This window comes from Bradyrhizobium sp., assembly GCF_030646015.1.
Classification (GTDB): Bacteria; Pseudomonadota; Alphaproteobacteria; order Rhizobiales; family Xanthobacteraceae; genus Bradyrhizobium.
In genome coordinates this window covers 1-25,885 of sequence record NZ_JAUSLT010000166.1, presented here as the reverse complement: position 1 = coordinate 25,885, position 25,885 = coordinate 1, and the positions used below count along the sequence as shown (strand labels likewise).

The window sequence follows — 25,885 nt, the reverse complement described above, 5'->3', positions numbered from 1 at the left end:
CGGAGCCTCAGGTGCGATCAATTCGCCGCCAGAAACTCCAGCACGATCTCGCAATATTTCTGTGGCGCCTGCTCGAACATCGGGTGCGTGGTGCCCGGGATCATGGCCGTCGTTGAGCCCTTCACATGCGCCGCCAGCGCCCGCAGCACCTGCGGCAGCGTGCCCTTGGTATTGCCGCCACCGATGAACAAGGTCGGCGTCCTGATCGCCTCGGCATCGGCTTTGGAAAACGGCGGGCGGTTGTCGCGGACCTGGCCGATCAGCGTCATCGCGTTATCGCGCAACAGCTGCTTCGGCGACGCCGGCAGCCGGTTCCAGGCGCCGGGGCCTTCCAGCGTGTCCAGGAAATACGCCAGTCCGCCGTCGATATCGCCGCCGGCGATTTTTTCCGCCGATGCCGCGAACCGCGCCGCCAGCGGCGAGGGCCCGCCCCTGAAGGCGGGATCGAGCGTGGCGTCGAGTTCGCCGCCGGGTTCGGCCAGGATCAGTCTGCGCAACAGGTCGGGCCGCCGCTGCGCCACCCGAAACGAAATGTGCCCGCCGCGCGAATGCCCCATCAGGTCGACCGGCTTGCTGTCGAGCTGCTCGATGAAGCCGATGACGTCGTCGACATGCTGCGCGATCGAATAGGTGTCACTGGCGCCGTCCCAATGCTCAGGAAAGAAGTGCCGCAGCGACACCGCGATCACGCGATGCTTCGTCGTCAGCGGCCCGAGCACCGCCGACCAGATCCGGAAATCGCACAGCGAGCCGTGCACGCAGACCAGCGGCGGTCCCCGGCCGACCTCGAGATAGGCCATGTCGTATCCGTTGACGCGAAGGGTTTGCATGGAGGACTCGCTGGATGGAGTAGCTTTGGGCAGGGCGCCCGGATGTCATACGCGGGCTTGCCCGGCGACGACCACCTTTTCCCATGGGACACTGCCATGTTCCCCCGGAATCCGGGTGGATAGCAACAATCTCCAAGCCTATCTTTGAGGTCAGCATCAAGCTCAAACATGGAGCTACAGGATTGGAGGCAGCCATGACCGGCCGCTCTTTTGCAATATTCGACACATCGATCGGCCGCTGCGGCATCGTGTGGGGCGCGCGCGGCATCAACGGCGTGCAGCTGCCGATGGGCAGCGAGGACAAGACTCGCACCCGGATTCGCCAGAGCCATGGCGACCTCGCCGAGGCGTCGCCGCCGGCCGAGGTGCAGCGCGCGATCGACGGCATCGTCGAACTGCTCGCGGGCAAGCCGAACGATCTCGCCGACGTCGTGCTCGATCTCGACGGCGTTCCCGAGTTCAACCGCGGCGTCTACGACATCGCCCGCAGCATCCCGCCGGGCAAGACGCTGACGTATGGCGATATCGCCAAGAAGCTCGGCGGCGTCGAGCTGTCGCGCGACGTCGGCCAGGCGCTCGGACGCAACCCCTGTCCGATCGTGGTGCCCTGCCACCGCGTACTCGCGGCCGGCGGCAAGCCGGGCGGCTTCTCGGCCAACGGCGGCGTGGTAACCAAGCTGAAGATGCTGGCGATCGAAGGCGCGGTGGTCAATCACACGCCGAGTTTGTTCGATTAGTGCATGGGTGGTGCGATAAAGCCCGGTGCCACACCTCTCCCTTCGGGAGAGGTCGGCGCGTAGCGCCGGGTGAGGGGTTACGGACTATCGAAAGACCGTAACCCCTCACCCGCTCGCCAGTGCTCGCGACCTCTCCCAGAGGGAGAGGTGGCACTGAGCGCTCCTCATGCGCTTGCAAAACTCTCGAGCGGCAGCGGACGAGCTAAACCGCCTCGCACGAAAACCCGTTGCCCAGCCGCCGGATCCTCCCCGTCGAGGGCGAGGGAAAATGCGCGGTGCAGCACAGCGTGTCGGTGTCGCAATAGCGCTCCAGGAAACCGCGCCGCGTCGCGGCCGCCGCCGCCTGATCGACGTCGAATTTCACCGACAGCTCCGGATAGCGCGTCTGCAGCGGCGAGTGCATCAAATCGCCGGAGAATACCGCGTCGTCCCTGCCGCGGCCGAAGGTGAATGCGACATGCCCCGGGGTGTGGCCCGGCGTCGGCAGGATCCGCGTGTGGTCGCCGATAGCGTAATCGTCGCGCACGATCTCGGCTTTACCTGCTTCGACCACCGGCAGCACGCTGTCGCCGAACGGCGGCACCGGCGTCTTGGCGTTCTGTTCGGTCCAGTAGTCGAACTCGCTCTTGCCGAACACGTAGCGTGCGTTGGGAAAGGTCGGCACCCAGTGGCCGTTCTCCAGCCGCGTGTTCCAGCCGACGTGGTCGACATGCAGATGGGTACACATCACGAAGTCGATGTCATTGACTGAAAAACCGGCTGCACCCAGCGCGCGCAGATAGGTGTCGTCGGTCTTCATGTTCCATTTCGGGCGCAGCGGCCGCGGCTTGTCGTTGCCGATGCAGCTGTCGACCAGGATGGTGTGGTGCGGCGTCTTCACGACATAGGACTGGAAACACAGGATCAGCACATCGTTGGCGTCGAGCGCTCCGGCCTGCTGCATCCAGGCTCGGTTTTCGGCGAGTTGTTCCGTCGTCAGCCCGGGCAGCATATCCAGCGCCGGCAGGAAGGTGGTTTCCTGCTCGATCAGGCGATGGATGGTGAGATCGCCGACGGTAAATTTGAGAGTCATGGTTATTCCTGCCCGTTACGCCGGCGGCGGCACCGAGATCTTGACCGACGGACGTTCCAGCATCTTTTCGTGGAAGGCGTCGAGCTTCGGGAAGGCCTTGCGCCAGCCGCAATCGGCGAAGCGGAAGTCGGCATAGCCGAGCACGCAGACCAGCGCGATCTGCGCGATATCGAGTTGCGGCCGCGCCAGCATCTCGGTCTGTTTCTCGAACCGTGCCATGCCGTTCCAGGCGCGGGCCCAGTGATCGTCGGCCCAGGCCTGCCAGCGCTGCGGCTCCGGCCGCACCATCTTTTCGTAGCGGCACAGCAGCATCGAATCGAGCATGCCCTGCAGCATGGAGTGATCGCTCTTGACCTTCCATCGCGTCGCGCCCGATGCCGGAACCAGCTTTCCGCCGCCGGCGAGTTCGTCGAGATATTCCACGATGACGTAGGAATCGAGAATGACGTCGCCATTGTCGAGGATCAGCACCGGCAGCTTCTTCAGCGGCGTGATGCGCGAATACTCGTCATTGGGCTGGCCCGGCACCACGGTGGCCGAGATAAATTCGATTCTGTCGATCAGGCCGAGTTCGATCGCGGCAATGCGCACCTTGCGGGCGAACGGCGAGGCCGGGGAGAAGGAGAGTTTCATTATTGACGTCCTTTTGCTTTCCTCCGTCATGGCCGGGCTTGACCCGGCCATCCACGTCTTTCTTCCCGTGAGACGGCTTAGGCGTGGATGCCCGGGTCAAGCCCGGGCATGACGAGTTGATGGAAACGTCACGCCGCGACGATTTCCTGGCGCTGTTCGCCGAGGCCCTCGATGCCGAGCGTGACCACGTCGCCGACATTGAGGAACTTCGGCGGCTTCATGCCGGAGCCGACGCCGGGCGGCGTGCCTGTGGTGATGATGTCGCCGGGCATCAGCGTCATGAATTGGGAGACGTAGGAAACGATCTTGGCGACGCCGAAGATCATGGTCGCGGTCGAGCCGGTCTGGCAGCGCTTGCCGTTGACGTCGAGCCACATCGACAGTTTCTGCACGTCCGCGATCTCGTCCTTGGTGGCGACCCACGGGCCGAGCGGGCCGAAGGTGTCGTGCGATTTGCCCTTGGTCCACTGGCCCAGGCGCTCGATCTGGAAATTGCGCTCGGAGACGTCGTTGCAGACGCAATAGCCGGCGACGTGGTTGAGCGCGTCGGCCTCGGTGACGTATTTGGCGCGGGTGCCGATGATGATGGCGATTTCGACTTCCCAGTCGAGCTTGGTCGAGCCGCGCGGCTTCTCCACGGCGTCGTTGGGGCCGCACAGGCTGTTGATGGCCTTCATGAAGATGATGGGTTCGGCCGGTATCGGCATGCCCACTTCGGCGGCGTGGTCGGAATAATTGAGGCCGATGGCGATGAATTTGGGCACGCCGCCCACCGGCGCCCCGATCCTCGGCTTGCCGTCGACGGCGGGCAGCTTCGATGCATCGAGGCCGGCGAGTTTGGCGAGCGAGGCCGGCGAATAGGCCTCGCCGTCAAGGTCCTTCAGATGGGCGGAGAGGTCGCGCAGCTGACCCGATTTGTCGATCAGGCCGGGCTTTTCCTGGCCCTTGGCCCCGTAACGAACGAGCTTCATGTCTCACTCCCTTTTGAAGGTCTTACTTGCCTGGATGCTTCATGGAACAGCGGGCGGGGAAATTCAATGGCTGACTGCCCGCTGCATTGCAGGTCCGCTGCGTAGGGTGGGCAAAGGCGCCCCTTCGCGCCGTGCCCACCATCCATCGACAATGCCGTTGCGAATGGTGGGCACGCCATCGGCAGCGCGCATTCGCGCGACCCGCTGGCTTTGCCCACCCTACGATTCCTTCGCTTCACGCCAGCGCCACGAATTTGAAGGCGTCGCCGTCGCGCCTGATGTGGCCGGCGTTGAAGTGGCCGCCGATGACCAGCGTCGGCGTATCGGCGAAGCGTCCGAACAGCTCTCGCCGCGTCACTGGCGATTGCGAGGGATCGGAATCGGCGGTCGACGACCAGTCGAGATGCGCCATCTGGCAGGGATGGTGGGCGACGTCGCCGGTCAGTAGGCCCTGTTCGCCGTCCGACTGAATATGGATGCTCATATGGCCCGGGCTGTGGCCGGGCGTCGGGATCAGGGTGATCTCGTCGCACAGCCTGGCGTCGCTGGCGACCAGGTCGGCGCGGCCGGCATCCGCGATCGGCTTGACCGAGTCATTGAAGACCGCGAGCTTGTCGCTCTCGTCGCTGTGGTCGCGCCAGTGCTCATATTCGGTCCGGCCGAACACATAGCGCGCATTGGCGAAGGTCGGCACCCATTGGCCGCCAACGAGCCTTGTGTTCCAGCCGACATGATCGACATGCAGGTGCGTGCACAGCACGGTGTCGATGCTGTCGGGCGCAAAGCCCGCCGCGGTCATGGTTTCGAGGAAGGGGTCGTTGCGGTTATTCCAGGTCGGCACTTTGCGGCCTTCCTTGTCGTTGCCGAGCCCGGTATCGACCACGATTCGCCGCGTCGGCGTTTCCACCACAAGCGAATGGATCGACATTTTCAGCCGGCCTTCCTCGGTCGCGAAATGCGGAATCAGCCAGGGCAGTTTCTGGATTTCTTCGTTCGTGGCCAGCGGCAGGATGAATCGCGTGCTGCCGACCGTCTCCAGTTCGACGATTTTCGTGATCCTGACTTTGCCGATCTTCCAATGCATCCGGCGTTTCCCCGCGTGTTGTTGATGATCTCTTACCCCCCCCCCCCTCCAGGGGAGGGTAAACAAGAGTTCGCTCGATCAGCCTCTACCGCGCGCAGTCGACCACCACGGTTCCCAGCTTGTCGCCCCTCTCCACGGCGAGGTGGGCCTGCGCGGTTTCCGACAATGGAAACTGCGCGGCGATGTTGTGGATGCGTTTTCCCGCGGCGAGCCATTTCGAGATGTCGGCCTGCGCCGCCGCCAGCAACGGTTGCGGCAGCGCGAACAGCACCAGCGCGCGCAGCGTGATGCATCGCTCCATCAGTTCGCGCATCGGCACCACAGGGCTGCGATTGCCGTTGGTGGCGTAGACCGCAATCGTTGAATTCATCGCCATCAGTTTAAGCGTGGTGGCGATGTTGCCGCCGAAATCGACGTCGACCACGCGATCGACGCCGCGCCCTTCGGTAAAAGCCATCGCCTTGGCGACGACGTCCTCGGTCTTGTAGTTGATCACGAGGTCGGCGCCGGCCAGCCGCGCCTGCTCCGCCTTGAAGGCGGAACTGACCGTGGCGATCACCCGCGCGCCGCCCCATTTCGCCAGCTGCACGGCATAATGACCGACCGCGCCGGCGCCGCCGGTGACCAGCACGGTCCGGCCGGCGATTGGTCCGTCGCTGTACAGGCCGCACCATGCGGTCATGCCGGGAATGCCGAGCGTGGCGCCGGCCGCGAACGACACATCGTCCGGCAGCGGCGTCACCAGTTGTTCGGCCAGCGCAATGTACTCGGCCGCGGTGCCGAAGGCGCGGCCGTTGCGCTGGCCGTTGAACAGCCAGACCCGCTGCCCGACGCTGAGCCGGGTGACGCCGCCGCCGATCTGGTCGATGATCCCGGCACCGTCGCTGTTCGGTATCACGCGAGGAAACTCCATCGCGCGATAGCTGCCGGCGCGGCGCCCGACATCGGCGGGATTGATGCCCGAAGCTTCCAGCCGGATCCGGACTTCGCCCGGGCCGGCCGTTGGCGTCGGCATGTCGCCGAAGCTCAGGATATCGGGTGCGGCACCCGTGCGCTCATACCAGACCGCCTTCACTTACAGCGTGCCCGGGAAGGCGCCGCCGTCGAGCAGGATGTTCTGCCCGGTGATGAAGCCGGCCTTGGCGCCGCAGAGAAACGCGCAGGCCTGACCGAATTCCTCGGGGTCGCCGAAGCGCCCGGCGGGATTGAGCTTGGCCCGCTCCGCCAGCAACTGATCGACCGTGATGCCGCGCTTCTCGGCGTCGATCTTGGCGACCGGGCCGCGCAGGCGGTCGGTGTCGAACGGGCCCGGCAACAGGCCGTTGATGGTGACGTTGTTGATCACGGTTTTCCGCGCGACGCCGGCGCAAAAGCCGGTGAGGCCGGCGCGGGCGCCGTTGGACAGCCCCAGCACCTCGATCGGCGCCTTCACCGCGGCCGAGGTGATGTTGACGATGCGGCCGAATTTGCGCGCCATCATGCCATCCACCGTGGCCTTGATCAGCTCGATCGGCGTCAGCATGTTGGCGTCGATCGCCTTGATCCAGTCGTCGCGGGTCCAGTTGCGGAAATCGCCGGGCGGCGGGCCGCCGGCGTTGTTGACCAGGATATCCGGATCCGGGCAGGCCTTCAGCGCGGCCGCGCGTCCCTCAGGGGTGGTGATATCGCCGACCACCTCGGTCACGGTGACGCCGGGGCTCAATTTACGGATTTCGTCGGCGGTCTTCTTCAGCGCCTCGGCGCCGCGGGCGGTCAGCGTCACATGGACGCCTTCATTGGCGAGCGCGATGGCGCAGGCGCGGCCGAGGCCCTTGCTCGATGCGCAAACGATGGCGCGGCGGCCTTTGATTCCAAGATCCACTGTCTCACTCCCGTTATGTCTGGTGTTTTTTGAGGTCTAGTCCGGACCCTTGTAGCCAACCTGGGCGCGCTTGATAAGGGGATGGCGCACGGCCGAAATGCATATCCGCGACCCCGGCTTTGCACCCGGCCAAAATCGCCGTATGAGGGATGCCCAAAAGCGCCCCGAGGAATTTCGTCATGTCCGGCCTGTTCGACGTCAGTAAAGAAATCATACTCGTCACCGGCGCCTCGCAGGGACTGGGGCGGCAGTTCGCCCGCGTGCTGTCCGCCCATGGCGCCGCGGTGGTGCTGGCGGCGCGCCAGACCGCCAAGCTGAAGAGCCTGGAGGATGAAATCCGGGCCAAGGGCGGCCGCGCCGTCGCGGTGCAGATGGACGTCACCGATACCGCCTCGATCGCCAGTGCGATCGACAGCGCCGAGGCCGCTCTCGGCCCGGTCAGCGTGCTCATCAACAATGCCGGCATCGCCATCGAAAAGCTCGCGGTCGACCAGACCGAGGCGGACTGGGACGCCGTCATCAACGCCAACCTGAAGGGTGCCTATTTCACGGCGACCGAGCTGGCGCGGCGGATGATCGCGCGCAAGCAGGAAGGCAACATCGTCAATGTCGCCTCGGTGCTCGGCTTCGGCGTGATGAAGTTTCTCTCGCCCTACACCATCTCGAAGGCGGGCATCATCCAGGCCACCAAATCGATGGCGCTGGAACTGGCCGGCAATCGCATCCGCGTCAACGCGCTGGCGCCGGGCTATATCGACACCGAGATGAACCACGAATTCTGGGCAACGCCGGCGGGCGAGAAACTGGCCAAGCGGATTCCGCAGCGTCACGTCGGCGCCGAGTCCGACCTCGACGGCGCCATCATGCTGCTGGCCTCGAATGCGTCGCGCTACATGACCGGCAGTGTGGTGACCGTGGATGGCGGGTTTCTGCTGACGTGACGGCAACGCTGACTTCCCTCTCCCCTTGTGGGAGAGGGTGGATCGAATGCGCTCGCGCATTCGAGACGGGTGAGGGGTCTGTCTCCGCGGATAGAGACCCCTCATCCGGCGCGGATTTCATCCGCGCCACCTTCTCCCACAAGGGGAGAAGGAAGCAAGTGCGGCAATCAACCTAAGCCCGCATCTCCGCCTTGATCATGTCGGCGGCCTTCTCGCCGATCATGATGGTCGGTGCGTTGGTGTTGCCGCCGATCAGGGTCGGCATCACGGAGGCGTCGACCACGCGCAGGCCTTCGAGGCCGTGGACTTTCAGTTTGGCGTCGACCACGGCCATCGCGTCGCTGCCCATCCTGGCGGTGCCGACCGGGTGATAGACGGTGTCGACGCGCTGGCGCAGCAGCGTGCGGATCTGGTCGTCGGTCTCGACGCCTTCGGTGAACATGTCCTTCTGCTGCAGGGCGCGCAGCGCCGGCGTCTCCAGCAGCCGCCGCGTCACCTTGAAGCCCGCGACCATGGATTCGAGATCGGCCTCTTCGCCCAGGAAATTCGGATCGATCAGGGGAGGGGCGAGCGGATCGGCGCTGCCGAGTGCGACATTGCCGCGGCTCTTCGGGCGCAGCAGGCAGACGTGCATGGAAAAGCCGGTGCCGCTGTGGCGCTTGCGGCCGTGGTCGTCGGCCATCGCCATGCCGAAATGCAGCTGGATGTCGGGCACGTCGAGGTCGGGGCGGGTTTTCAGAAAGCCGCCGCATTCGGCGAAGTTCGAGGTCATCGGTCCGCGGCGTTCCCGGCGGTACTGGCTGATGGCGCGCAGCAGGCGCGGAATGCCCTTCAGCGAGAGGCCGTTGAAGTTCGGGTTGTCCGACATGTAGCCGAACACGAAATCGGGGTGGTCCTGCAGGTTCTGGCCGACGCCGGGCAGATGATGCCGGCTTTCGATACCGTACTTGCCGAGTGAGGCGGCGTCGCCGACGCCCGACAGCATCAGCAGTTGCGGGGTCTGGAACGCGCCGGAAGCGACGATCACCTCGCGCCGCGCCCGGATCTGTTTTGTCTCTTTGCCCTGCCTGTATTCGACGCCGACCGCGCGCGCGCCTTCGAACAGGATGCGGGTGGCATGCGCTGATGTCTCGACGCGCAAATTGGCGCGGCTGCCGATATGCGGATGGAGATAGGCGCGCGCCGCGCTCCAGCGCTCGCCGTTCTTCTGCGTCACCTGATAGACGCCGAGGCCTTCATGCTCATCGCCATTGAAGTCCTCGCGGATCCGGAACTGGCCTTCCCGCGCGCCTTGCAGGAAGATCTCCTGCACCGGATTGTCGGTGCGCAATTTGTTGACGGACAACGGCCCGCCCTTGCCGTGATACTCGCCGTCGAAATCGGCGTTGTCTTCGGAGCGCTTGAAATAGGGCAGCACGTCGCTGAACGACCAGCCGGGATTGCCGAGCGAGGCCCATTGGTCGTAGTCGCTGCGGTGGCCGCGGATATAGACCATGGCGTTGATCGCCGAGGAGCCGCCGAGTCCCTTGCCGCGCGGCTGATAGCCGATGCGGCCGTTGAGGCCCTTTTGCGGCACGGTGTCGAACGCCCAGTTGTTGAGCTTGCCCGGCACCATCAGCGCCAGCGCGAACGGCGTGGTCACCACCCAGTTGTCGTTCCTGCCGCCGGCGTCCAGCACCGCCACCGAGGTCTTGGGATCCTCGGAGAGCCGGCCCGCCACCGTGCAGCCGCCCGAGCCGCCGCCCACCACCACGAAATCGTATGTATCCGTCACGCGTATTTCCCCCAGTTCTTACTTCCTTTTCGTCATTCCGGGGCGATGCGAAGCATCGAACCCGGAATCTCGAGATTCCGGGTTCGCTCGCTTCGCTCACGCCCCGGAATGACGACCTTTTACTACTACGACATGAATCGCAGCAGCTTTTCCAGCCGCGCGATTTTGCCGCCATAGGGCGGATAGAGATCGGCGAGGCGGTTGAACTTCGAGCGATAGAACACCGGCTTCAGCTTGCTCATGGTATCAAAACCCCATTCGCCGTGATAGGCGCCGGTGCCGGACGCCCCGACGCCGCCCATCGGCTGGTACATCTGGGCGAAGTGAAACAGGCAGTCGTTGACGGTGACGCCGCCGGAGACGGTGCGGTCCAGCACCGCGTCGCGCGCCGCCTCGTCCTTGCCGAACCAGTACAGCGCCAGCGGCCGGTCGTGCTTGTTGATATAGGCGACGGGCTCGCTCGCCTCCCGGTAACCCATGATCGGCAGCAGCGGCCCGAAAATTTCTTCCTGCATGATCGCCATCTCGGGCGTCGCGCCGACCACGATGGTCGGCGGAAACTTGCGCTTCGATTTCCAGGCGGGATCGCCGGGTGTTGTCACCTGCATGATCCGCGCGCCCCTGGCGGCGGCGTCCGCCACCAGGCCTTCGAGCCGGCTGTAATGCCGGTCGGATACGATCGAGGTGTAGTCCTTGTTATCAGGGTCGGTCCCGAACATCCGCTGCATGCTGGCCTGCACCTTGCCGGCGAACTCCTGCACCGACGCTTCCGGCACCAGCGCATAATCGGGCGCGATGCAGGTCTGGCCGGCGTTGAGCAATTTGCCGTAGGCGATGCGCTCGGCGGCTTCGGCGATATCGGCGGAGCGGTCGACGATGGCGGGCGATTTGCCGCCGAGTTCGAGCGTGACCGGCGTCAGGTTGCGCCCCGCGGCTTCCGCGACGAGGCGGCCGACCCGGGTCGAGCCGGTGAAGATCAGGTGGTCGAATGGCAGCGACGCAAAGGCCCTGGAGATCTCGTCCTCGATACCGGTGACGATCATCTCGGTGCGGTCGAACTTGGCCGCGATCACTTCCCTTAACAGCGCGGAGAACCGCGGCACCAGCTCGCTCGGCTTGATCATGACCCGGTTGCCGGCGGCCAATGCGGCCACCGCCGGCGCCAGCGTCAGCTGCAGCGGATAATTCCACGGCGCGATGATGCCGACCACGCCGAGCGGCTGCGGCAGCAGCCGGTTTTTCGCGGGGAAGAACTGCAGCGACGTCGCCACCCGCTTCGGCGCCATCCATTTCCCGAGGGATTTGGCGGCGTGCTTGATCTCGCCCAGCACCAGCATGGTCTCGGCGATCGTGGTCTCGACCGTGCTGCGATGGCCGAAATCGGCCGAGATCGCCTGTTCGAAGCGGCTTTCGTTGTCCGAGACCGCCGCGCGCAGCCGCGCCAGCCGGTCCAGCCGCTCGGCGAGGGATGGCGGTGGCGCGGTCCGGGTCAGCTCGAACAGGCGGTGAAAGGCGTCCTCCAGGGCGTTCTGCCCGGGGCTTTTCAGGGGCTGGTCCATGGCGTTTCCTTCGGGTTCCCGGCCCGGAAGCTGGGCTTTTGCGCAGTTTCTGGCAAGAGCGGTGTCGGCGGGCTGATCTGGCGCAATAAACCCTCGTTTCCACCGTCATAAAAAGCTCAAAAGATCGCCCACGGGCCTTTCCAAAGCCGGCTCGCGTTGGTACATACCGCTCGCACCCAATGGCAACGCCTGCGGGCAGCCTTCTCAGGAAGCCTCCGGACCAGATCGATCGGCGCCCCCGGGCGTTGGCCCAATTCGTTTCGGTATCGTTTTCTTGAAGGCGCGCAACGGTTTATCGCGGGGTGGAGCAGCCCGGTAGCTCGTCAGGCTCATAACCTGAAGGTCATAGGTTCAAATCCTATCCCCGCAACCAAATTAAGCCCGGTATTCAAGCGATCACGCTTCGATTGCCGGGCTTTTTTGTCTGTTGCTAGCACAAGACGCGAATTTAGCTCGTCCTAGCCGGCCCGGTATAAAGCCGCGGAAACCATCGATCGACCACCGACAACGGAAACCCCAGCCGTACGGTCGATCGCGAGGTCGGCGACACGAGGAAGCCTTTTTCAATGAGGGTGTTGAGTACCGTCCTGGCCTGGCGTTCCCGGTAGCCGGTCAGATCCGGAGCCTTGCCGCGCGAAAACTCGCCGACCAGCACGGCTTCGCGCAGCAGCGGCCAGCTGCCTCTCGGCAAGCGGCCAGAGCGTGTCTCCTCCTCGCACCAGATTTCCATGCGGCGCTGAAGCTCAGCGGGTTCGAACAGCGATTCCATGAAGACCATCTGGGCCACGCAGCTCGACAGGAAAAACACGCAGAAATCGACTAGGCCGGATTGGGTGAGGTTGCCGCGGCCATCGAGGTCGCCGCGACGCGGTTGATCGGCGGATTGCAGCGCCGCCTTGTAGGTGTCGACCGCGCGGGCGAGGCCGCGCGAGACCGACCAGAGGCTCGATCCGATGCCAAGCTCGTTGAGCAGCGCGTGCGAGGTGAGGCGTGCGACCCGGCCATTGCCGTCGGCGAACGGGTGAATCCAAAGCAGGCGATGGTGTGAGGCCGCCACGCCCACGATGCGTTGAATCTTGGGGAGGTTATCGTTGCCATAGGCAGAGGCGAAGCGTTCGAGCAGCGCAGCCAGGTCTTTCGGGGCAGGGGGGATGTGGCGCCCGACCTTGACCATGCTGTGCCTCAGCTCGCCCGGAACGATCCGTTCTTCCCGGCCGGTGCCGGGATCCTTGACGATCAGGAGTTGCTCCGGCAATTGCCGGCAGAATTCTTGATGGACCCAGCGGATGAACGCGATCGAAGTGGAAGGTTGCGGCGCTGAGCCAGCATCGATCTTTCGCTGCACGTCGATGTGCGCGCGGGCTTCGAGCTGGAGATTGCGTTTTTCGGGTTCGGCGCTGTAGTCGCCAGCCAGCGCGCGATCGATATCGATGGGGTGGGTATGGTGTCCCTCGATGAGGTTGCTGTAGTAGCAGTTCATGGAGCGCACGAGGTTGCCGAGGCCCTCCTGCATGACGGGGTGAAGGCGGCCGGCCAGGGCGCTGCTCCTGGCAACGAGGTCGGTAGCAAGGTCGGAAAGGCGCTTGCTCTCTTCCGGGAAGAGCGGTTCCATGGCGGTGGGACTGGTCACTTTTGCCGCTTTCTTTGTGGGTATAGTATATATTTATCAGTGGTTTATAAAAATTTTGACCTTGAAATTGCCGGTTATTTTGCCGGTTCCTTTGCCGGTTGGCAACGGAATTTTATCCGATCACCTCGCACAGCATCCCCGGCCTCCTGCATGGTCAAATGAGAAAGCCCAAGACCCATGAAGACGACCGTGGTCGGACATGTCGAAAGTCTGTGGCGCTATCCCGTCAAGAGCATGCGCGGGGAGGCGTTGCCGGAAGCGTTTGTCAGTTTTTCCGGAATTTTGGGGGATCGGCTCTACGCCGTCCACAACTCGGCGGCGCCGAAGGCTTTCCCCTATCTCACCGCACGTGGCCGCAACGACATGCTGCTGTACCGTCCGTTCTTCCGCGATCCCGAACGCGCGGTGCTGCCGTCCAACCTTGCGGAGGCCGAAGCGCTCGGACCTGGCGTCACCCCGCTCTATCCGTCTCCTGACGAACTCGCCGTCGATGTCGAGACGCCCTCGGGAGAAGTGCTTGGGATCGATGATCCCCGATTGCTCGCTGCGCTGAGCGACAACAAAATTCCGGCGTCCGCTCTGACCATACGACGGTCGGACCGCGCCATGACGGATTGCCGTCCCATTTCGATGTTCTCGACCCAGACGATCCGCACCATCGGTGACGCCCTGGGCCTCTCGCTGGATCAGCGGCGATTTCGCGCCAACATCTATGTCGACCTTGCATCGGGAGAGGGGTTTGCGGAGGACCGGTATGTCGGTCGTCAACTCCGGATCGGCAGCAAGGTCGTGATCGCGGTGCTCGAGCGCGACATCCGATGCAAGATGATCAGCCTCGATCCGGAGACCGCGGAGGCAAACCCCGACGTCCTGAAATATGTCGCGCGAAACCACGACGGCAAAGCGGGCATCTATGCCGCGGTGCTGGTGGAAGGCATGGTGCGCGCGGGGGACGAAATCCGTCTGGTCGACTAGCGGCCCGTTGGGCGGGGCGGCATGCTAAATTGTTTTCGCGTAAGGCATTGATTTCCCCACCTCTGTATCTGTGCATGGGGTTGTTTTCGATGTTTATGCTGGAAGTGGGCAGGTTCCCGGAATGTAGGTGAGCAATTGCAAGAACGTTATCAAGGTCAATCCCTGAACAGGCTGGAGGATCATCGCTTCCTCACCGGCCACGGCAAATATGTCGCCAATGATCACGTGCCCGGCGTGCTGCATGCCCATGTGGTTCGCTCGCCCGTCGCCTTCGCCCGGATCGCGCGGCTGGATCTGGCGGCGGCGCGCGCGGTCCCCGGCGTTGTGGCTGTCTATAGCGAAGCCGACCTCGCGGCCGACGGCATCGGCGAGTTGCCGTGCATCACCGTGATCGAGGCGGTGGAGCCGATCATCGTTCCGCCGCGCCCGGCGCTGGCCCGCGGTTTTGTGCGGCATGTCGGCGATCCCGTGGTCTGCATCATCGCGGAGTCGCCGGAGGCGGCGATCGCGGCCGGCGAAGCGGTGGACGCCTCCTATGAAACGCTGCCCTGCGTCACCGTCGCCACCGCGGCTTTGCAGCCGGGCGCTCCGTCGATCTGGCCGGAGGCGCCGGGCAATTCTGCATTCCTGTTCCACAAGGGGGATGCTGCGGCTGTTGCCGCCGCGATGGCGTCGGCGGCGCATGTGGTCGAATGCGACCTCTTCAACAACCGCGTGGTCGCCGCCCCCATGGAGACGCGGGCCGCCATCGGCTTTCATGATCGCAAGACCGACAGGTTTTGTCTTTCGCTGACCGGCCAGGGTGTCCACGATCTTCGCCGGCAGCTTGCGGAGACCATCTTCAAGATTCCGGCCGGGCGCATCCGCGTGGTGGTGCCCGACGTCGGCGGCGGCTTCGGGATGAAGAACTACCTGTATCCCGAATATGTGCTGGTGCTGTGGGCTTCGCGAAAACTCGGCCGCCCGGTGCGCTGGGTCTCCGAACGATCCGAGGATTTTGTCAGTTCCGCGCAGGGGCGCGATTTCTTTGCCCGCTCCAGACTCGCGCTCGACAAGAAGGGCCGGTTTCTCGGTCTGGAGGTGCGGGCGGTCGCCAATATGGGCGCCTATCTCTCGACTCTGGGCCCCATCAGTTCGACCAATGCCGCCGGCAGCGCGATAGGCGGCGTCTATGATATTCCCGCCGTGTTCTTCGAAGTGCGCGGCGCCTTCACCAACACGCCGCCGATCGACGCCTACCGCGGCGCAGGCAAGCCCGAAGCCAATTACCTGATCGAGCGCCTGGTGAACCTCGCATCCGTCAGGACCGGGATCGATGCCATCGAGTTGCGCCGGCGCAATATCATCGGCACGTTTCCGCATCGCACGGCGATGGGCATGAAGATCGACGGCGGCCGTTTCGGCGCCGGTCTGGACGAGGCGATGGCGCTCGCGGAGTTCGACGGTTTTCGCAAGCGTCGCGCGCAATCGAACAAGGCTGGTTTGTTGCGCGGCATCGGCCTTGCCTGCTTTCTCGAAACTTCCCGCGGCGTGCCAAGCGAGTTCGCGCGCGCCGCGTTCGAGGCTGATGGCGCGGTGTCGCTGGCGGTCGGCACCCAGTCCAACGGCCAGGGACACGAAACCGCCTATCCCCAGGTCGCCGCCGACCTCTTGGGATTGCCGATTGCCGCATTCCGTTTCCACCAGGGCGACAGCGAGCTGCTGCCGGGCGGCAACGGCCATGGCGGCGCGCGTTCGATGCATATGGGCGGCACCGCCCTTGTCATGGCCGTCGAAAGACTGATCGAGAAGGGCCGGCTGATCGCCGCGCATCTGCTGCAGGCGCCGGTCGATCAGGTTTCGTTCGTCGACGGCAACTTCGTCGTGCGGGACACCGAACGCGCCATCGCGATCGGCAAGGTAGCCGATGCTGCGCGAGATCCCGCCAGTCTTCCCGAAGGATTGACGCCGGGGCTGGAAGGAAATGCGACCAACGGCTCCGACCTCTACACGTTTCCGAATGGTTGCCACGTCGCGGAAGTCGAGATCGATCCGGAAACCGGCGTCGTGCGGCTCGATCGCTACACGATCGCGGATGATTTCGGCCGCCTCATCAACCCGCGCGTGGCGCTCGGGCAGGTTCATGGCGGCGTGGTACAGGGTATTGGGCAGGCGCTGCTGGAGCATGTCGTCTTTGACGCCGAGGGCCAACTGCTGACAGGTTCATTCCTGGACTATGCGTTGCCGCGCGCCCAGGACCTGCCGAACTTCGCCGGCGGCCTGAATGTATCAGAGCCGACCCTGTCCAACCCGCTGGGCGTGAAAGGAACCGGGCAGGCCGGCGCCATCGCCGCGCCGCAAACCATCATGAACGCCGTGCTCGATGCCTTGTCGCCGCTGGGTATCAATGAGCTGGATATGCCGGCGACGCCGTTTCTGGTCTGGAGCGCTATCCAGACGGCGCGTGCAACGTCCCGCAAGGAATAGTTGCGCCGGCCATTCACGGCGATATCGACCGGGACGCCGGAAAAATCGACGCAACGATCGCGGTGCCGAGCCGGCTTGCGACGGTGAAGCTTTCGCCGGCATCGATGCGCAGAGCGTGGCCGCTCGCGATCCCGCAGGCGTTGCCGTTGATGGCGAGGTCGCAGGGCGTCGTGGCCGCGTAGATGATGTGGACGCCGGCCGGGCGGGAATTCGTGGCGCCTGTCGTGAGGCATGTGAGGTCGATCGACACCCGCGACCGGTCGCCGAGCAGGTTGACGACCTCGACCGGTCCGGATTCGAGCCGGCTGACGATCGCCGTTTCCCCGGCAAACCGGACTGGCTTGAACGGCTGCCGGACGTCGATCTCGCCTGCAGGCGTCTCGAGCACGAGCCCCTGACCGGAAACCAGCACCTGCTGGCGGTCGAAGCCGCTCAGATCGGAGAAGGGAGCCGGTGTCACGATGGCAGTCCGGCCAAAACGCCATACCATTCCTTCCCAGCTGCCCGGTGCGAATCCCGGGAGCAGGGATTCGGCGACGTCGATGGTGACGCCGCCGCCGTTCTTCCAGGGCGTATGCCGGAAGGCGGCCGGATCGATCGGCGCGAGCCGAATCCCGCCGCCGTCAGCCGTGGGGCTCATTGCCCCATCTTGAGGCCGAGCGACTTGCCGATCGTCGCATTCCAGTTGGCGACGCAATCGGCGCCGCAGCGCTGCGCGAAGCCGGGCATGATCGCCTTCACCAGCGCATCCTTGCGCAGCGCCTCGTCAGCCGGCGTCACGGCGACCAGTTTCATGGCCGCCGGCTTGCCTTCCTTGCATGACGCGCTGCCGGTGTTGCAGTCGATGCCGGTCTGGGTTTCGGTCCTGGCCTGTTCGAAAATCGAGTCTTCGAGCTTCCGGACATGGGTCTCCAGGAAGGCCTGCACCTTCGGATCCAGCGTTTTCCACCATGCGAGATTGGCGAGGTGGGCGGCGAGGCCGAAATTGATCGGCATCGGCGAGATGAATTTGGCCGATTCATGCCACTTCGAGCGGTAGCCGGACAGCGCGCCGGTGATGGCGCAATCGATCACGCCGCTGGCGAGCGCCGGTTGCACCTCCGCGAATGCGATGGTGATCGGCGAACCGCCAAGGTGGGACACGAATGCCTGCTGCGAGGCGCCGGACGCGCGCACCTTGCGTCCCCTAAGGTCGGCGACGTTGGTGAAGGCATCGCGACAGTAGATTACCTGGGCCTGATACGTACCGAAGCCAAGCAGTTTCAAGCCGTGCTTTTCCTCGAGGAACTTGGCATAGCTCGGCCGCAGCACATCGGCTGCCTTCTGCAGTTCCTCCACCGAGCCGACCAGGCCGACCAGGTCGGCCGCTTCATTCATCGGCACTTCGCCGGAATTGTAGTTCAGGACGGTGGTGGCGAATTGCAGGGTGCCGGATGAAACCAGCCGGAAGATTTCCGGTCCCTTCAATCCGAGCTCGGTGAAGGATTTCAGCTGGACCTTGATCGCGCCGCCCGACTCCTTTGGAACGGTCTCGTTCCAGAACGGCACTTCGCGATTGAGATACATCGACAGATTGCCGATGCTGCCGACCACGTTGAACGCGGTTGCGGGCAGTCCCTGGGTCTGGGCAGCGACAGGCAGCGGCGCGAGGCCGATGGTGGAAGCGGCGGCAAGCGCAGCAAGAACGGGTCGCATCGACATTGTCAGGTCTCCTTGAGGGCAGGGGCTATTTCGTCGGTTGCAGCAGGCTCGGCAGCCACAGCGCGATCTCGGGGAATGCAATCAGAATACCGATCATCATGATCATTGCGCCGACAAATGGAAGGGCGCCGATGCACAGGTCCCAGAACGGCCCGGGTCCGCGAACCGACTGGACCACATAGAGGTTCAGGCCGACCGGCGGGGTGATGAGCGCCGCCTCCATCAGGATCACGAAGATGATGCCCCACCAGATCGGACTGTAACCCATGGCGGTGATGACAGGCACGACCACGGGGGTGGTGGCGATCATCATCGACAGCGTCTCCATGAAGCAGCCGAGGATCAGGTAGAACGCGATGATCGCGAGTAGCATCGCCAGCGGCGGCAAGCCAAGCGACAGCACTGAATCGGTCACCGCCTTGACGAGGCCGATCGAGACCATCACGAAGTTCAGGAAAAAGGCGGCGATGATGATCAGCATGATCATGCAGGTGGTTCGCACGGTGCCTTCGAAGGCGCGGACCAGCACCGGCAAAGTCAGCTGGCCATTGGCCGCCACCAGGCCCAGCGTCGCCATCAATCCGAGCGCCGCCGCCTCGGTCGGGGTGGCGATGCCGACGTAGATGGAGCCGACCACGATGAGGAATAGGCCGAGCGGCGGTACCAGATGTTTCAGCCCGGCGATCCGTTGCGGCCACAGTCCGGCGGTCTCGACGGCGGGACCCGCCAGCCCCGGCCGCCAGATCGCGACGGCGAACACGATCAGCGAGAACAGCCCGGCCAGCATGAATCCCGGAATGAACCCCGCGGCGTAAAGCTGGGCTACCGAAGTGTCGGTCAAGACCGCATAGATGATCATGTTGATGGATGGCGGGATCAGGATCCCGAGCGTGCCGCCGGCGGCGATCGAGCCGAGGAAGAGCGGCGGATTGTAGCCGCCCTTCGCCATGTTGGGGATCGCGACGGTGCCGATGGTCGCCGCGGTCGCCACCGATGAACCCGAGGTGGCGGCGAAGATGGCGCTGGCGGCGACGTTGGTGTGGATCAGGCGTCCCGGAACTTTCGCAAACCATGGCGCGAGCGCGGTGAACAGCCGCTCGCTCATGCCGGAGCGGTGCATGAGCTCGCCCATCATGATGAACATGGGGGCTGCGATCAGGATGAAGTCGTTCGACGTATTCCACGCCAGTTCGCCGACCGCGCCGGTCAGCGGAAAGAACGCGAATTTCTGCGAGAGAACATAGCCCATGATTCCGAGCGCCGCGGCCACCGGCAGGCTGAGCGCCATCAGGCCAATCAGCAGGCTGAACGCGGTTCCGATCATGACTGCGTCGCCCCAGGATTCGGCTGGGTCTTCGGCGCGACCTTGGCCAGATCGATACCGGCTTGCTCGATCTCTTCGGTCACGCGCAGACTGCCGATCAATTTGTCGAAGCCGCGCTGGTCCGCGGCCAGAAGCCGCAAGATCGCCTGCAAAGGGAGCAGCACGGCCATGAAAGCGAACCAGAGCAGGCCGATCCACCAGACGGCCTGCGGCAGCACCATCGGGGTCTGCATGACGGAGGTCGACCTTGCATTCATGGTCCACGACTGCGCCAGGGTTTTCCAGCAGAACCACACCAGCGCCACGGCGATGACGGCGAGGGCACAGGCCGCCAGCAGGTCGCCGGCCGCACGCAGGCGATAGGGAAAGGCATCAAGCAGGATATCGACCCGGATATTGGACTTCGAGGTGACGGTGAAGGCGAGCCCGAGACCGATGCAGGCCGCCAGCATGTAGCCCGATATCTCGAAGCTTTCGATCATGCCGCGCTTGAAGACGAAGCGGGTGACCACATCGGCTGAAATCAGCGCGCCGCAGCCGAACAGGATACAGGCGCCGGCGAGCCAGGCGAAAATCCGGGAAATGCGTTGGGGCAGGGGCTCATCGGGCAGCAGCGGATCAGGGATGCTCATGAATGTTTTCTGTCGCGCTCGGCCGAGCCATGGGTACCGGGATCGTTTGCATTTCACAGGGCCGCGGATGCGGCTTGCCGGAACGGTAGGGATTCCACGGGCGGTCGTCAAACGAGGATCGATCGCACGCAGCCTTCGCCGTTTTAATTATCCATATGCATTCCCTGTGTACCGCGTCTGCTCAATAAGATGGCAGGTTCGCCCTCCGCAGTGTTAGTGCATAAGCCCGATCAGCAAAACCGCCGTGGACAAACCCAAGATGTTTCCCGATCCGAACTCCCGCTCCCAACGCCTCTACAGCCGCGCCCTTTCCAGCCTGCCCGGCGGCAACACCCGCACCACCGTGTTCATGAAGCCGTACCCGATCTATGCCGCGCGCGGCGAGGGCTGCCTTGTGTTCGATGTCGACGGCAACCAATATATCGACTGCATCAACAATTTCACCGCGCTGATCCATGGCCACGCCCATCCGGCGCTGGTGGCGGCGGCCACCAAACAGCTGGCGCTGGGGTCGGCGTTCGGGCTGCCGACCGAGTCCGAGATCGATCTCGCGGAATTGCTGGTGGCGCGCCTGCCGTCGGTGGAGCAGGTGCGCTTCACCAACTCCGGCACCGAGGCCGTCATGATGGCGCTGAAGGCGTCGCGGGCCTTCACCGGGCGGCCGAAAATAGCCAAGTGCGAGGGCGCCTATCACGGCTCCTATGACTATGCCGAAGTCAGCCTCGATCCTGTGCCGGAAGCCTGGGGCCGCAATGCCCCGGTCTCGGTGGCCTATGCCAGGGGCACGCCGGACAATGTGCTGGCCGACGTCATCACCATTCCTTTCAACGACGTCGAGGCGGCGGTCAGCCTGATCCGCGAGCATGGCGCCGAACTCGCCTGCGTGCTGGTCGACCCGATGCCGAACCGCGCCGGTCTGGCGCCTGCGGACAAGGCCTATCTTGAGGCGCTGCGCGCTGTCACCCGGGAAGTCGGCGCGCTCTTGATCTTCGACGAGGTCATCACCTTCCGGCTCGGCTATCGCGGCGCGCAGGGCCTTTGGAATATCGATCCCGATCTGACCACGCTCGGCAAGATCATGGGCGGCGGCTTTCCGGTCGGCGCGGTCGGCGGCAAGCGGGAGTTCATGGCGGTGTTCGATCCCAGCTCCGGCAAGCCTGATCTGCCGCATGGCGGGACGTTTTCGGCCAATCCGGTGACGATGCGCGCCGGGATCGCGGCGATGGAGTTGCTCGATGACGCCGCCTTCGCGCGGCTCGACGCCATCGGCGAGGCGGTGCGCGGCGGCATCGATGATGCCTTCCGCCGCCACGGCGTGCCCGGCCGCACCGTCGGGCTCGGATCGCTGCTGAAAATTCATTTCGCCGACCGTCCGGTCCGCGACTACCGGTCGGCCTATCCGACGGAACAGGAAGCGCAGCGATCGGCGGTGTTCAATCGCGGATTGCTCAATCGAGGCGTGCTGGCGGCGGGCTATGGATTGATGGCCTTGTCGACGCCGATGACGGATCGGGATATCGACGCCATCGTCACCGCGGCCTCCGAAGCGATCGCCGAGGTTGCGGCGTCGGCCTGACCGGTCCCTTGATCATCCCGTCACTTTTTGCCAACAAGCGTCATGTCCACAAAAATCGATCCCATCACGCGATCCGTGGTTCAGCACCGCCTGAGCTCGATCGTGAAGGAAATGGGCGAAGCCATGCTTCGCACCACCTATTCGCAAATCCTGAATTCCAGCCGGGATTTTTCGCTGGCGATTTGCGACACAAGCAGCCGCCTGATCGCGCAGGCCGATCATCTCCCGGTCCATGTCGGCGCGCTGCCCTGGGCGACGCTGGTGGTCGAGGACCGCTTCAAGGATGTCGCGCCCGGCGACGTGTTTCTGCTCAACGATCCCTATCACGGCGGCAGCCATCTGCCCGATCTCACCGTCTTCGTGCCGGTATTCTCCGGCGACAGGCGCCTGCTCTGGACCATCGTCCGCGCCCATTTCAGCGATATCGGCGGCGCCACCCATGGCGCCTATAATCCCGCCGCCACCGAGATCTGGCAGGAGGGGTTGCGGGTGCCGCCGATCAGGCTCTCGGAGGCCGGCCGGCCGCGCGAGGACCTGCTCGATCTGCTGGCGTTGAACGTGCGAAACCCGCGCGAGTTTCGCGGCGACCTCGCCGCGATGCTGGGGGCGGCCCATCTCGGCGAGCGGCGGGTTTCAAAACTGTTCAGCGAGTTCGGCGCGCCAGTCGTTGAAGCCGCGATCGAAGCGATCCTCGATGCGACCGAGCAGCAGACCCGCGCGGTAGTCTCGACCTGGAAGGACGGCGTGTTCTTCGGCGAAGCCTTCCTCGACGATGACGGCCATGGCCGCAGCGATATCCGGATCGCGGCGAAAGTGACAAAACAGGGCAGCGACATCGAGGTCGATCTGTCGGAATCCGATCCGCAGTCGAGCAGCTTCGTCAATTCCTCGCATGCCAACATGCAGGCGGCGGTGGCGATGGCGTTTGCCTATCTGATCGACGCCGAAATCCCCAAGAACACCGGCGCGCTGCGGCCGCTGAAGGTGATCGCAAAGCAGGGGACGATCGTCTGGGCCGATCCCGGCCGTCCGGTGACGTTGTGCACCAGCCATCCCTCCAATGAAATCGTCGAAGCGATCGTCAAGGCGTTGTCGGCGTCCTGTCCGGAACGCGCCATGGCGGGCTGGAGCCGCCGGTTCCGGATCGCGATCCAGGGAGAGGATCCGCGCACCGGCAAGAATTTCATCTGGCACCTGTTTCAGGCGCGCCCGGGCGGCGGCGCCTCGTCCGGCGGTGACGGCTATTCCTCGATCGGCGAATGGCACAGCGTCGGCGGCCTCAAGTTCGGCAGCCTCGAAGTCGCAGAGGTGCGTTTTCCCCTGCACTTTCGCCGGCATGAATTCCGCGAAAACTCCGGCGGCGACGGCAAATTCCGCGGCGGCCTCGGCGTCGCGCTCGATCTCGTGCTGGAAACCGCAAAGCCCGCGCGCGGCAATACCGCGGGCGACGGCGTGCGCTATGGTCCCTGCGGAATGCTCGGCGGCAAGGACGGCGTGCCGCATGACTACCGGCTGATCTCGGAGGGACGTCCGCCGCGCGCGCTGCGCACCAAGGAAGTCGGCATCGAGCTGCGTCCCGGCGATTGCCTCGAAATCCGCTCCTCCGGCGGTGGCGGCTATGGGCCGCCGGCCGAACGCTCGGCAGAGGCGCGCGCGCGGGACCGCGAGCAGGGACTTGTCACCGAAGATGCGCCCACGGGGCAGGGCTCCTGAAAATGTACACCATCGGAATTGACGTCGGCGGCACCTATACGGATCTCGTCGCCATCGACGTAACAGGCAAGACCATTTTCGCGAAATCGCCATCGACGCCGGCGGACCAGTCGGTCGGCGTGATGGCGGGGCTGGAGGAACTGGCGCGACGGCTGAAGCTGTCGCGCGAAGAAATGCTCGGGGTTACCGACCGCATCGTGCACGGCACGACCGTCGCGACCAACGCGCTGCTCGAACGCAAGGGCGCAAAGGTCGCGCTGCTCACCACCGAGGGCCATCGCGACGTCATCGAGATGCGCGAGGGGTTGAAGGACAACCGCTACGATTTGCGTTCGCCGCCGCCGCAACCGCTGGTGCCGCGCGAGCGGCGTTTTGGCGTGAAGGAGCGGCTCAAGGCCAATGGCGAGGTCGCGATCCCGCTGGACGCTCGCTCGCTCGATGACGCCATCGCCGCGATCCGCCGCTCCGGCGCCACTTCGGTCGCGGTCTGCTTCCTGCATTCCTATCTCAATCCCGTGCACGAACTCGCCGCCGTCGAACGGCTGGCGCGCGAACTGCCGGACATCAGCATTTCCCGGTCGAGCGATGTGCTGCCGCAGATCAAGGAATTCGAGCGCGTCTCGACCACGATCGTGAACGCCTACGTCCGGCCGCAGGTGCGGCACTATCTGGCCAATCTGGAACAGCGCCTTCATGAGGCCGGCTTCACGGGTTCGCTCTTCATCATCCTCTCCCATGGCGGTATGGCACCGGTGGAGGAAGCTTCAAGGTTGGCCGCGGGCACGGTGCTGTCAGGGCCAGCCGGCGGCATTTCCGGCGCCCGGCGCTGCGCCGATCTGACCGGCATTCCCGACCTCGTGCCGTTCGACATGGGCGGTACCTCGACCGACATCTCGCTGATCTCGGAGGGCCGCGCCTCGCTGTCCGCCGATGGATCGCTCGCCGGCCAGCGCATCGCGCTACGCAGCCTCGACATCGCTAGCATCGCGGCCGGCGGCGGCTCGATCGCGTCGGTGGATGCCGGCGGCACGCTGCGGGTCGGTCCCGAAAGCGCGGGCTCGGTGCCGGGGCCGGCCTGCTACGGCAATGGCGGCACGGCCGCCACCGTCACCGACGCCAACGTCGTGCTCGGCTATCTCGACGCCAGCGCCTTCATGGGCGGCGCGCGGCCGCTGAACGCTGCGGCAGCCGAAGCCGCGGTCGACCGGGTGGCGGCGTCGCTCGGTCTCTCGCGGCTCGAAGCTGCCGCCGGCATAGCCCGGATGATCAACCTGAAGATGGCCGACGGCATCCGGCTGATGACCCTGCGCCGCGGCGTCGATCCCCGGAAATTCGCGCTGCTGAGTTTCGGCGGCGCTGCGGGCCTGCATGCCGCCGAGGTCGCGCGCGAACTCGACATCAAGCGCATCATTGTGCCGATCGCGGCCTCGGTGCTGTCGGCCTGGGGCATGCTGACCAGCGATTTGCGCTACGAAGTCAGCCGCACCCATTACGGCGCCGCCGCCCGCATATCCGCCGGCGAAGCGCGAAACCTGTTTGCTGAGCTGGAGCAACAGGCGACCGGCCGGCTGCGCGCCTGGTTCGGCGGTCCGATGACGACGGAACGCTCGGCGGAGATGCGCTACGGCGAGCAGATCTTTGAAATTGACGTCGCGCTCGACGGCCTCGACTGGAACGCCGCCGACCTGGTCGACCAGATCGAAGACCGCTTCCACCGCCGCCACGAGGAACTCTACACCTACGCCGCGCGCGACCAGGAAGTGGTGTTCGTCAATGCTCGGGTCGCCGCGATCGGCGAAGTCTCGCAGCGCGGGCAGGACGTGAGGCCAACGCCGTCGGCGGGAGTCTGCGCGCCGCGCGGAACGCGGCAGGCCTGGTTCGGCGCCTGGCGCGACGTGCCGGTCTATGCGCTCGACGATCTCAGGCCAGGTCACGCGCTGGCCGGCCCCGCGATCATCGAGGCCGAGACCACCACGGTGGTGATCGATGAAGACGACCGGGTGTCCGTCAACGCGCTCGGCTGGCTGGACATTGCGCTGAGGTGATCGCAGCGATTCCTCTTCTCCCTCTCCCGCTTGCGAGAGCTTTGCATAAAGGCGAATCTGCGATTCACTAGGCGACCTAGCTGTGGAGAGGGCTGGGATGGCATATCGGCAGGTTGGGCAACCGAGTTTCGCGGATGCGCTAGCGTCGCGGCGAGGGACAGGGAATCCGGTGCTTAGGCGGATTCGCGAGTTGGTCGATTGGACGGCTGTGGAACGCGTGTGGGCGACCTTCCGGAACCGGAGCGAGGCCCGCCGCCCTATCCGCGCCTGGTGATGTTCAAGGCGTTGCTGCTACAGCAATGGTATGGATTATCCGATCCGGCGCTTGAAGAGGCCCTCGATGACCGGGCCTCGTTCCGTG

23 protein-coding genes and 1 tRNA gene are annotated in these 25,885 nt (G+C 64.7%); 10 read left to right on the top strand and 14 right to left on the bottom strand.

The window, feature by feature from the left end:
• Positions 1 to 17: 17 nt before the first annotated feature.
• Positions 18 to 830, bottom strand: a complete 813-nt coding sequence (locus Q7T45_RS24640) for an alpha/beta hydrolase (RefSeq protein WP_304874390.1) — start codon at positions 828 to 830, stop codon at positions 18 to 20.
• 194 nt (positions 831 to 1,024) lie between these two features.
• On the opposite strand from Q7T45_RS24640, the gene Q7T45_RS24635 reads away from it, so the two are divergent.
• On the top strand, positions 1,025 to 1,567 hold the full coding sequence (locus Q7T45_RS24635; protein WP_304874388.1) for a methylated-DNA--[protein]-cysteine S-methyltransferase: 543 nt from the start codon (positions 1,025 to 1,027) through the stop codon (positions 1,565 to 1,567).
• 202 nt (positions 1,568 to 1,769) lie between these two features.
• On the opposite strand, the gene Q7T45_RS24630 is transcribed toward Q7T45_RS24635, so the two are convergent.
• From Q7T45_RS24630 to Q7T45_RS24605, 6 genes are all read right to left on the bottom strand, one after another.
• On the bottom strand, positions 1,770 to 2,639 hold the full coding sequence (locus tag Q7T45_RS24630; protein ID WP_304874387.1) for an MBL fold metallo-hydrolase: 870 nt from the start codon (positions 2,637 to 2,639) through the stop codon (positions 1,770 to 1,772).
• A 15-nt stretch (positions 2,640 to 2,654) separates the two neighbouring features.
• Complete coding sequence (locus Q7T45_RS24625; RefSeq protein ID WP_304874385.1) at positions 2,655 to 3,272, bottom strand: glutathione S-transferase family protein; 618 nt, start codon at positions 3,270 to 3,272, stop codon at positions 2,655 to 2,657.
• 128 nt (positions 3,273 to 3,400) lie between these two features.
• The gene (locus Q7T45_RS24620) at positions 3,401 to 4,243 is read right to left on the bottom strand and encodes a fumarylacetoacetate hydrolase family protein (protein ID WP_304874384.1); all 843 of its coding nucleotides are present in this window, start codon (positions 4,241 to 4,243) and stop codon (positions 3,401 to 3,403) included.
• Positions 4,244 to 4,478: 235 nt separating this feature from the next.
• Positions 4,479 to 5,327, bottom strand: a complete 849-nt coding sequence (locus Q7T45_RS24615) for an MBL fold metallo-hydrolase (protein ID WP_304874383.1) — start codon at positions 5,325 to 5,327, stop codon at positions 4,479 to 4,481.
• Between the two features lie 85 nt (positions 5,328 to 5,412).
• Positions 5,413 to 6,402 carry an NADPH:quinone reductase gene (locus tag Q7T45_RS24610; protein ID WP_304874382.1) on the bottom strand — a complete coding sequence of 330 codons (990 nt, stop codon included), beginning with the start codon at positions 6,400 to 6,402 and terminating at the stop codon, positions 5,413 to 5,415.
• Complete coding sequence (locus Q7T45_RS24605) at positions 6,403 to 7,188, bottom strand: SDR family oxidoreductase (RefSeq protein WP_304739836.1); 786 nt, start codon at positions 7,186 to 7,188, stop codon at positions 6,403 to 6,405. It lies immediately after the preceding gene.
• Positions 7,189 to 7,367: 179 nt separating this feature from the next.
• Between Q7T45_RS24605 and Q7T45_RS24600 the strand changes: the two genes are divergently transcribed.
• Positions 7,368 to 8,129, top strand: a complete 762-nt coding sequence (locus tag Q7T45_RS24600) for an SDR family NAD(P)-dependent oxidoreductase (RefSeq protein WP_304874379.1) — start codon at positions 7,368 to 7,370, stop codon at positions 8,127 to 8,129.
• A 172-nt stretch (positions 8,130 to 8,301) separates the two neighbouring features.
• Here Q7T45_RS24600 and Q7T45_RS24595 read toward each other — a convergent pair whose 3' ends face one another.
• Together Q7T45_RS24595 and Q7T45_RS24590 are read right to left on the bottom strand one after the other, a co-directional pair.
• Entirely contained in the window at positions 8,302 to 9,903 is a 1,602-nt protein-coding gene (locus tag Q7T45_RS24595; protein WP_304874378.1) for a GMC family oxidoreductase, read from the bottom strand.
• Between the two features lie 125 nt (positions 9,904 to 10,028).
• Positions 10,029 to 11,462 (bottom strand): coniferyl aldehyde dehydrogenase, encoded by a 1,434-nt coding sequence (locus tag Q7T45_RS24590; RefSeq protein WP_304874376.1) that lies wholly within the window; start codon positions 11,460 to 11,462, stop codon positions 10,029 to 10,031.
• Positions 11,463 to 11,758: 296 nt separating this feature from the next.
• Between Q7T45_RS24590 and Q7T45_RS24585 the strand changes: the two genes are divergently transcribed.
• Positions 11,759 to 11,835: transfer RNA gene (locus tag Q7T45_RS24585), tRNA-Met, on the top strand.
• Between the two features lie 75 nt (positions 11,836 to 11,910).
• Here Q7T45_RS24585 and Q7T45_RS24580 read toward each other — a convergent pair.
• Entirely contained in the window at positions 11,911 to 13,074 is a 1,164-nt protein-coding gene (locus tag Q7T45_RS24580; RefSeq protein WP_304874374.1) for a Fic family protein, read from the bottom strand.
• Between Q7T45_RS24580 and Q7T45_RS24575 the strand changes: the two genes are divergently transcribed.
• From Q7T45_RS24575 to Q7T45_RS24565, 3 genes are all read left to right on the top strand, one after another.
• A complete protein-coding gene (locus tag Q7T45_RS24575; RefSeq protein ID WP_304874372.1) occupies positions 13,073 to 13,273 on the top strand; it encodes a hypothetical protein in 201 nt (66 codons plus the stop codon). The two genes, Q7T45_RS24580 and Q7T45_RS24575, sit on opposite strands and share 2 nt — an antisense overlap.
• Positions 13,270 to 14,067: an MOSC domain-containing protein gene (locus Q7T45_RS24570; RefSeq protein ID WP_304874370.1), complete on the top strand. Its 798-nt coding sequence runs from the start codon at positions 13,270 to 13,272 to the stop codon at positions 14,065 to 14,067. The genes Q7T45_RS24575 and Q7T45_RS24570 overlap by 4 nt, the downstream gene beginning before the upstream one ends.
• A gap of 135 nt (positions 14,068 to 14,202) precedes the next feature.
• On the top strand, positions 14,203 to 16,533 hold the full coding sequence (locus Q7T45_RS24565) for a xanthine dehydrogenase family protein molybdopterin-binding subunit (RefSeq protein ID WP_304874368.1): 2,331 nt from the start codon (positions 14,203 to 14,205) through the stop codon (positions 16,531 to 16,533).
• Between the two features lie 13 nt (positions 16,534 to 16,546).
• Here Q7T45_RS24565 and Q7T45_RS24560 read toward each other — a convergent pair whose 3' ends face one another.
• The 4 genes from Q7T45_RS24560 to Q7T45_RS24545 are packed head-to-tail and all read right to left on the bottom strand — an operon-like array spanning position 16,547 to position 20,190.
• On the bottom strand, positions 16,547 to 17,173 hold the full coding sequence (locus Q7T45_RS24560) for a HutD family protein (protein WP_304874367.1): 627 nt from the start codon (positions 17,171 to 17,173) through the stop codon (positions 16,547 to 16,549).
• Positions 17,170 to 18,234: a TRAP transporter substrate-binding protein gene (locus tag Q7T45_RS24555; protein ID WP_304874365.1), complete on the bottom strand. Its 1,065-nt coding sequence runs from the start codon at positions 18,232 to 18,234 to the stop codon at positions 17,170 to 17,172. The genes Q7T45_RS24560 and Q7T45_RS24555 overlap by 4 nt, the downstream gene beginning before the upstream one ends.
• A 25-nt stretch (positions 18,235 to 18,259) precedes the next feature.
• On the bottom strand, positions 18,260 to 19,558 hold the full coding sequence (locus Q7T45_RS24550; RefSeq protein ID WP_304874364.1) for a TRAP transporter large permease: 1,299 nt from the start codon (positions 19,556 to 19,558) through the stop codon (positions 18,260 to 18,262).
• Positions 19,555 to 20,190, bottom strand: a complete 636-nt coding sequence (locus Q7T45_RS24545; protein ID WP_304874363.1) for a TRAP transporter small permease subunit — start codon at positions 20,188 to 20,190, stop codon at positions 19,555 to 19,557. Before Q7T45_RS24545 ends, Q7T45_RS24550 begins: the two co-directional genes overlap by 4 nt.
• A gap of 244 nt (positions 20,191 to 20,434) precedes the next feature.
• On the opposite strand from Q7T45_RS24545, the gene Q7T45_RS24540 reads away from it, so the two are divergent.
• The 4 genes from Q7T45_RS24540 to Q7T45_RS24525 form a co-directional block, all read left to right on the top strand.
• On the top strand, positions 20,435 to 21,766 hold the full coding sequence (locus tag Q7T45_RS24540; protein ID WP_304874361.1) for an aspartate aminotransferase family protein: 1,332 nt from the start codon (positions 20,435 to 20,437) through the stop codon (positions 21,764 to 21,766).
• Between the two features lie 42 nt (positions 21,767 to 21,808).
• A complete protein-coding gene (locus Q7T45_RS24535; protein WP_304874359.1) occupies positions 21,809 to 23,479 on the top strand; it encodes a hydantoinase B/oxoprolinase family protein in 1,671 nt (556 codons plus the stop codon).
• A 2-nt stretch (positions 23,480 to 23,481) separates the two neighbouring features.
• Positions 23,482 to 25,524, top strand: a complete 2,043-nt coding sequence (locus tag Q7T45_RS24530) for a hydantoinase/oxoprolinase family protein (RefSeq protein WP_304874358.1) — start codon at positions 23,482 to 23,484, stop codon at positions 25,522 to 25,524.
• 273 nt (positions 25,525 to 25,797) lie between these two features.
• On the top strand, positions 25,798 to 25,885 hold an 88-nt coding region (locus Q7T45_RS24525), incomplete at its 3' end, for a transposase (protein ID WP_370691355.1).

Excerpts from the sequence above, each read along its gene's own strand:
- Q7T45_RS24640 (WP_304874390.1), bottom strand. The coding sequence starts at position 830 with ATGCAAACCCTTCGCGTCAACGGATACGACATGGCCTATCTCGAGGTC.
- Q7T45_RS24635 (WP_304874388.1), top strand. The coding sequence starts at position 1,025 with ATGACCGGCCGCTCTTTTGCAATATTCGACACATCGATCGGCCGCTGC.
- Q7T45_RS24630 (WP_304874387.1), bottom strand. The coding sequence starts at position 2,639 with ATGACTCTCAAATTTACCGTCGGCGATCTCACCATCCATCGCCTGATC.
- Q7T45_RS24625 (WP_304874385.1), bottom strand. The coding sequence starts at position 3,272 with ATGAAACTCTCCTTCTCCCCGGCCTCGCCGTTCGCCCGCAAGGTGCGC.
- Q7T45_RS24620 (WP_304874384.1), bottom strand. The coding sequence starts at position 4,243 with ATGAAGCTCGTTCGTTACGGGGCCAAGGGCCAGGAAAAGCCCGGCCTG.
- Q7T45_RS24615 (WP_304874383.1), bottom strand. The coding sequence starts at position 5,327 with ATGCATTGGAAGATCGGCAAAGTCAGGATCACGAAAATCGTCGAACTG.
- Q7T45_RS24600 (WP_304874379.1), top strand. The coding sequence starts at position 7,368 with ATGTCCGGCCTGTTCGACGTCAGTAAAGAAATCATACTCGTCACCGGC.
- Q7T45_RS24590 (WP_304874376.1), bottom strand. The coding sequence starts at position 11,462 with ATGGACCAGCCCCTGAAAAGCCCCGGGCAGAACGCCCTGGAGGACGCC.
- Q7T45_RS24575 (WP_304874372.1), top strand. The coding sequence starts at position 13,073 with ATGGCGGTGGGACTGGTCACTTTTGCCGCTTTCTTTGTGGGTATAGTA.
- Q7T45_RS24580 (WP_304874374.1), bottom strand. The coding sequence starts at position 13,074 with ATGGAACCGCTCTTCCCGGAAGAGAGCAAGCGCCTTTCCGACCTTGCT.
- Q7T45_RS24570 (WP_304874370.1), top strand. The coding sequence starts at position 13,270 with ATGAAGACGACCGTGGTCGGACATGTCGAAAGTCTGTGGCGCTATCCC.
- Q7T45_RS24560 (WP_304874367.1), bottom strand. The coding sequence starts at position 17,173 with ATGAGCCCCACGGCTGACGGCGGCGGGATTCGGCTCGCGCCGATCGAT.
- Q7T45_RS24555 (WP_304874365.1), bottom strand. The coding sequence starts at position 18,234 with ATGTCGATGCGACCCGTTCTTGCTGCGCTTGCCGCCGCTTCCACCATC.
- Q7T45_RS24550 (WP_304874364.1), bottom strand. The coding sequence starts at position 19,558 with ATGATCGGAACCGCGTTCAGCCTGCTGATTGGCCTGATGGCGCTCAGC.
- Q7T45_RS24545 (WP_304874363.1), bottom strand. The coding sequence starts at position 20,190 with ATGAGCATCCCTGATCCGCTGCTGCCCGATGAGCCCCTGCCCCAACGC.
- Q7T45_RS24535 (WP_304874359.1), top strand. The coding sequence starts at position 21,809 with ATGTCCACAAAAATCGATCCCATCACGCGATCCGTGGTTCAGCACCGC.
- Q7T45_RS24530 (WP_304874358.1), top strand. The coding sequence starts at position 23,482 with ATGTACACCATCGGAATTGACGTCGGCGGCACCTATACGGATCTCGTC.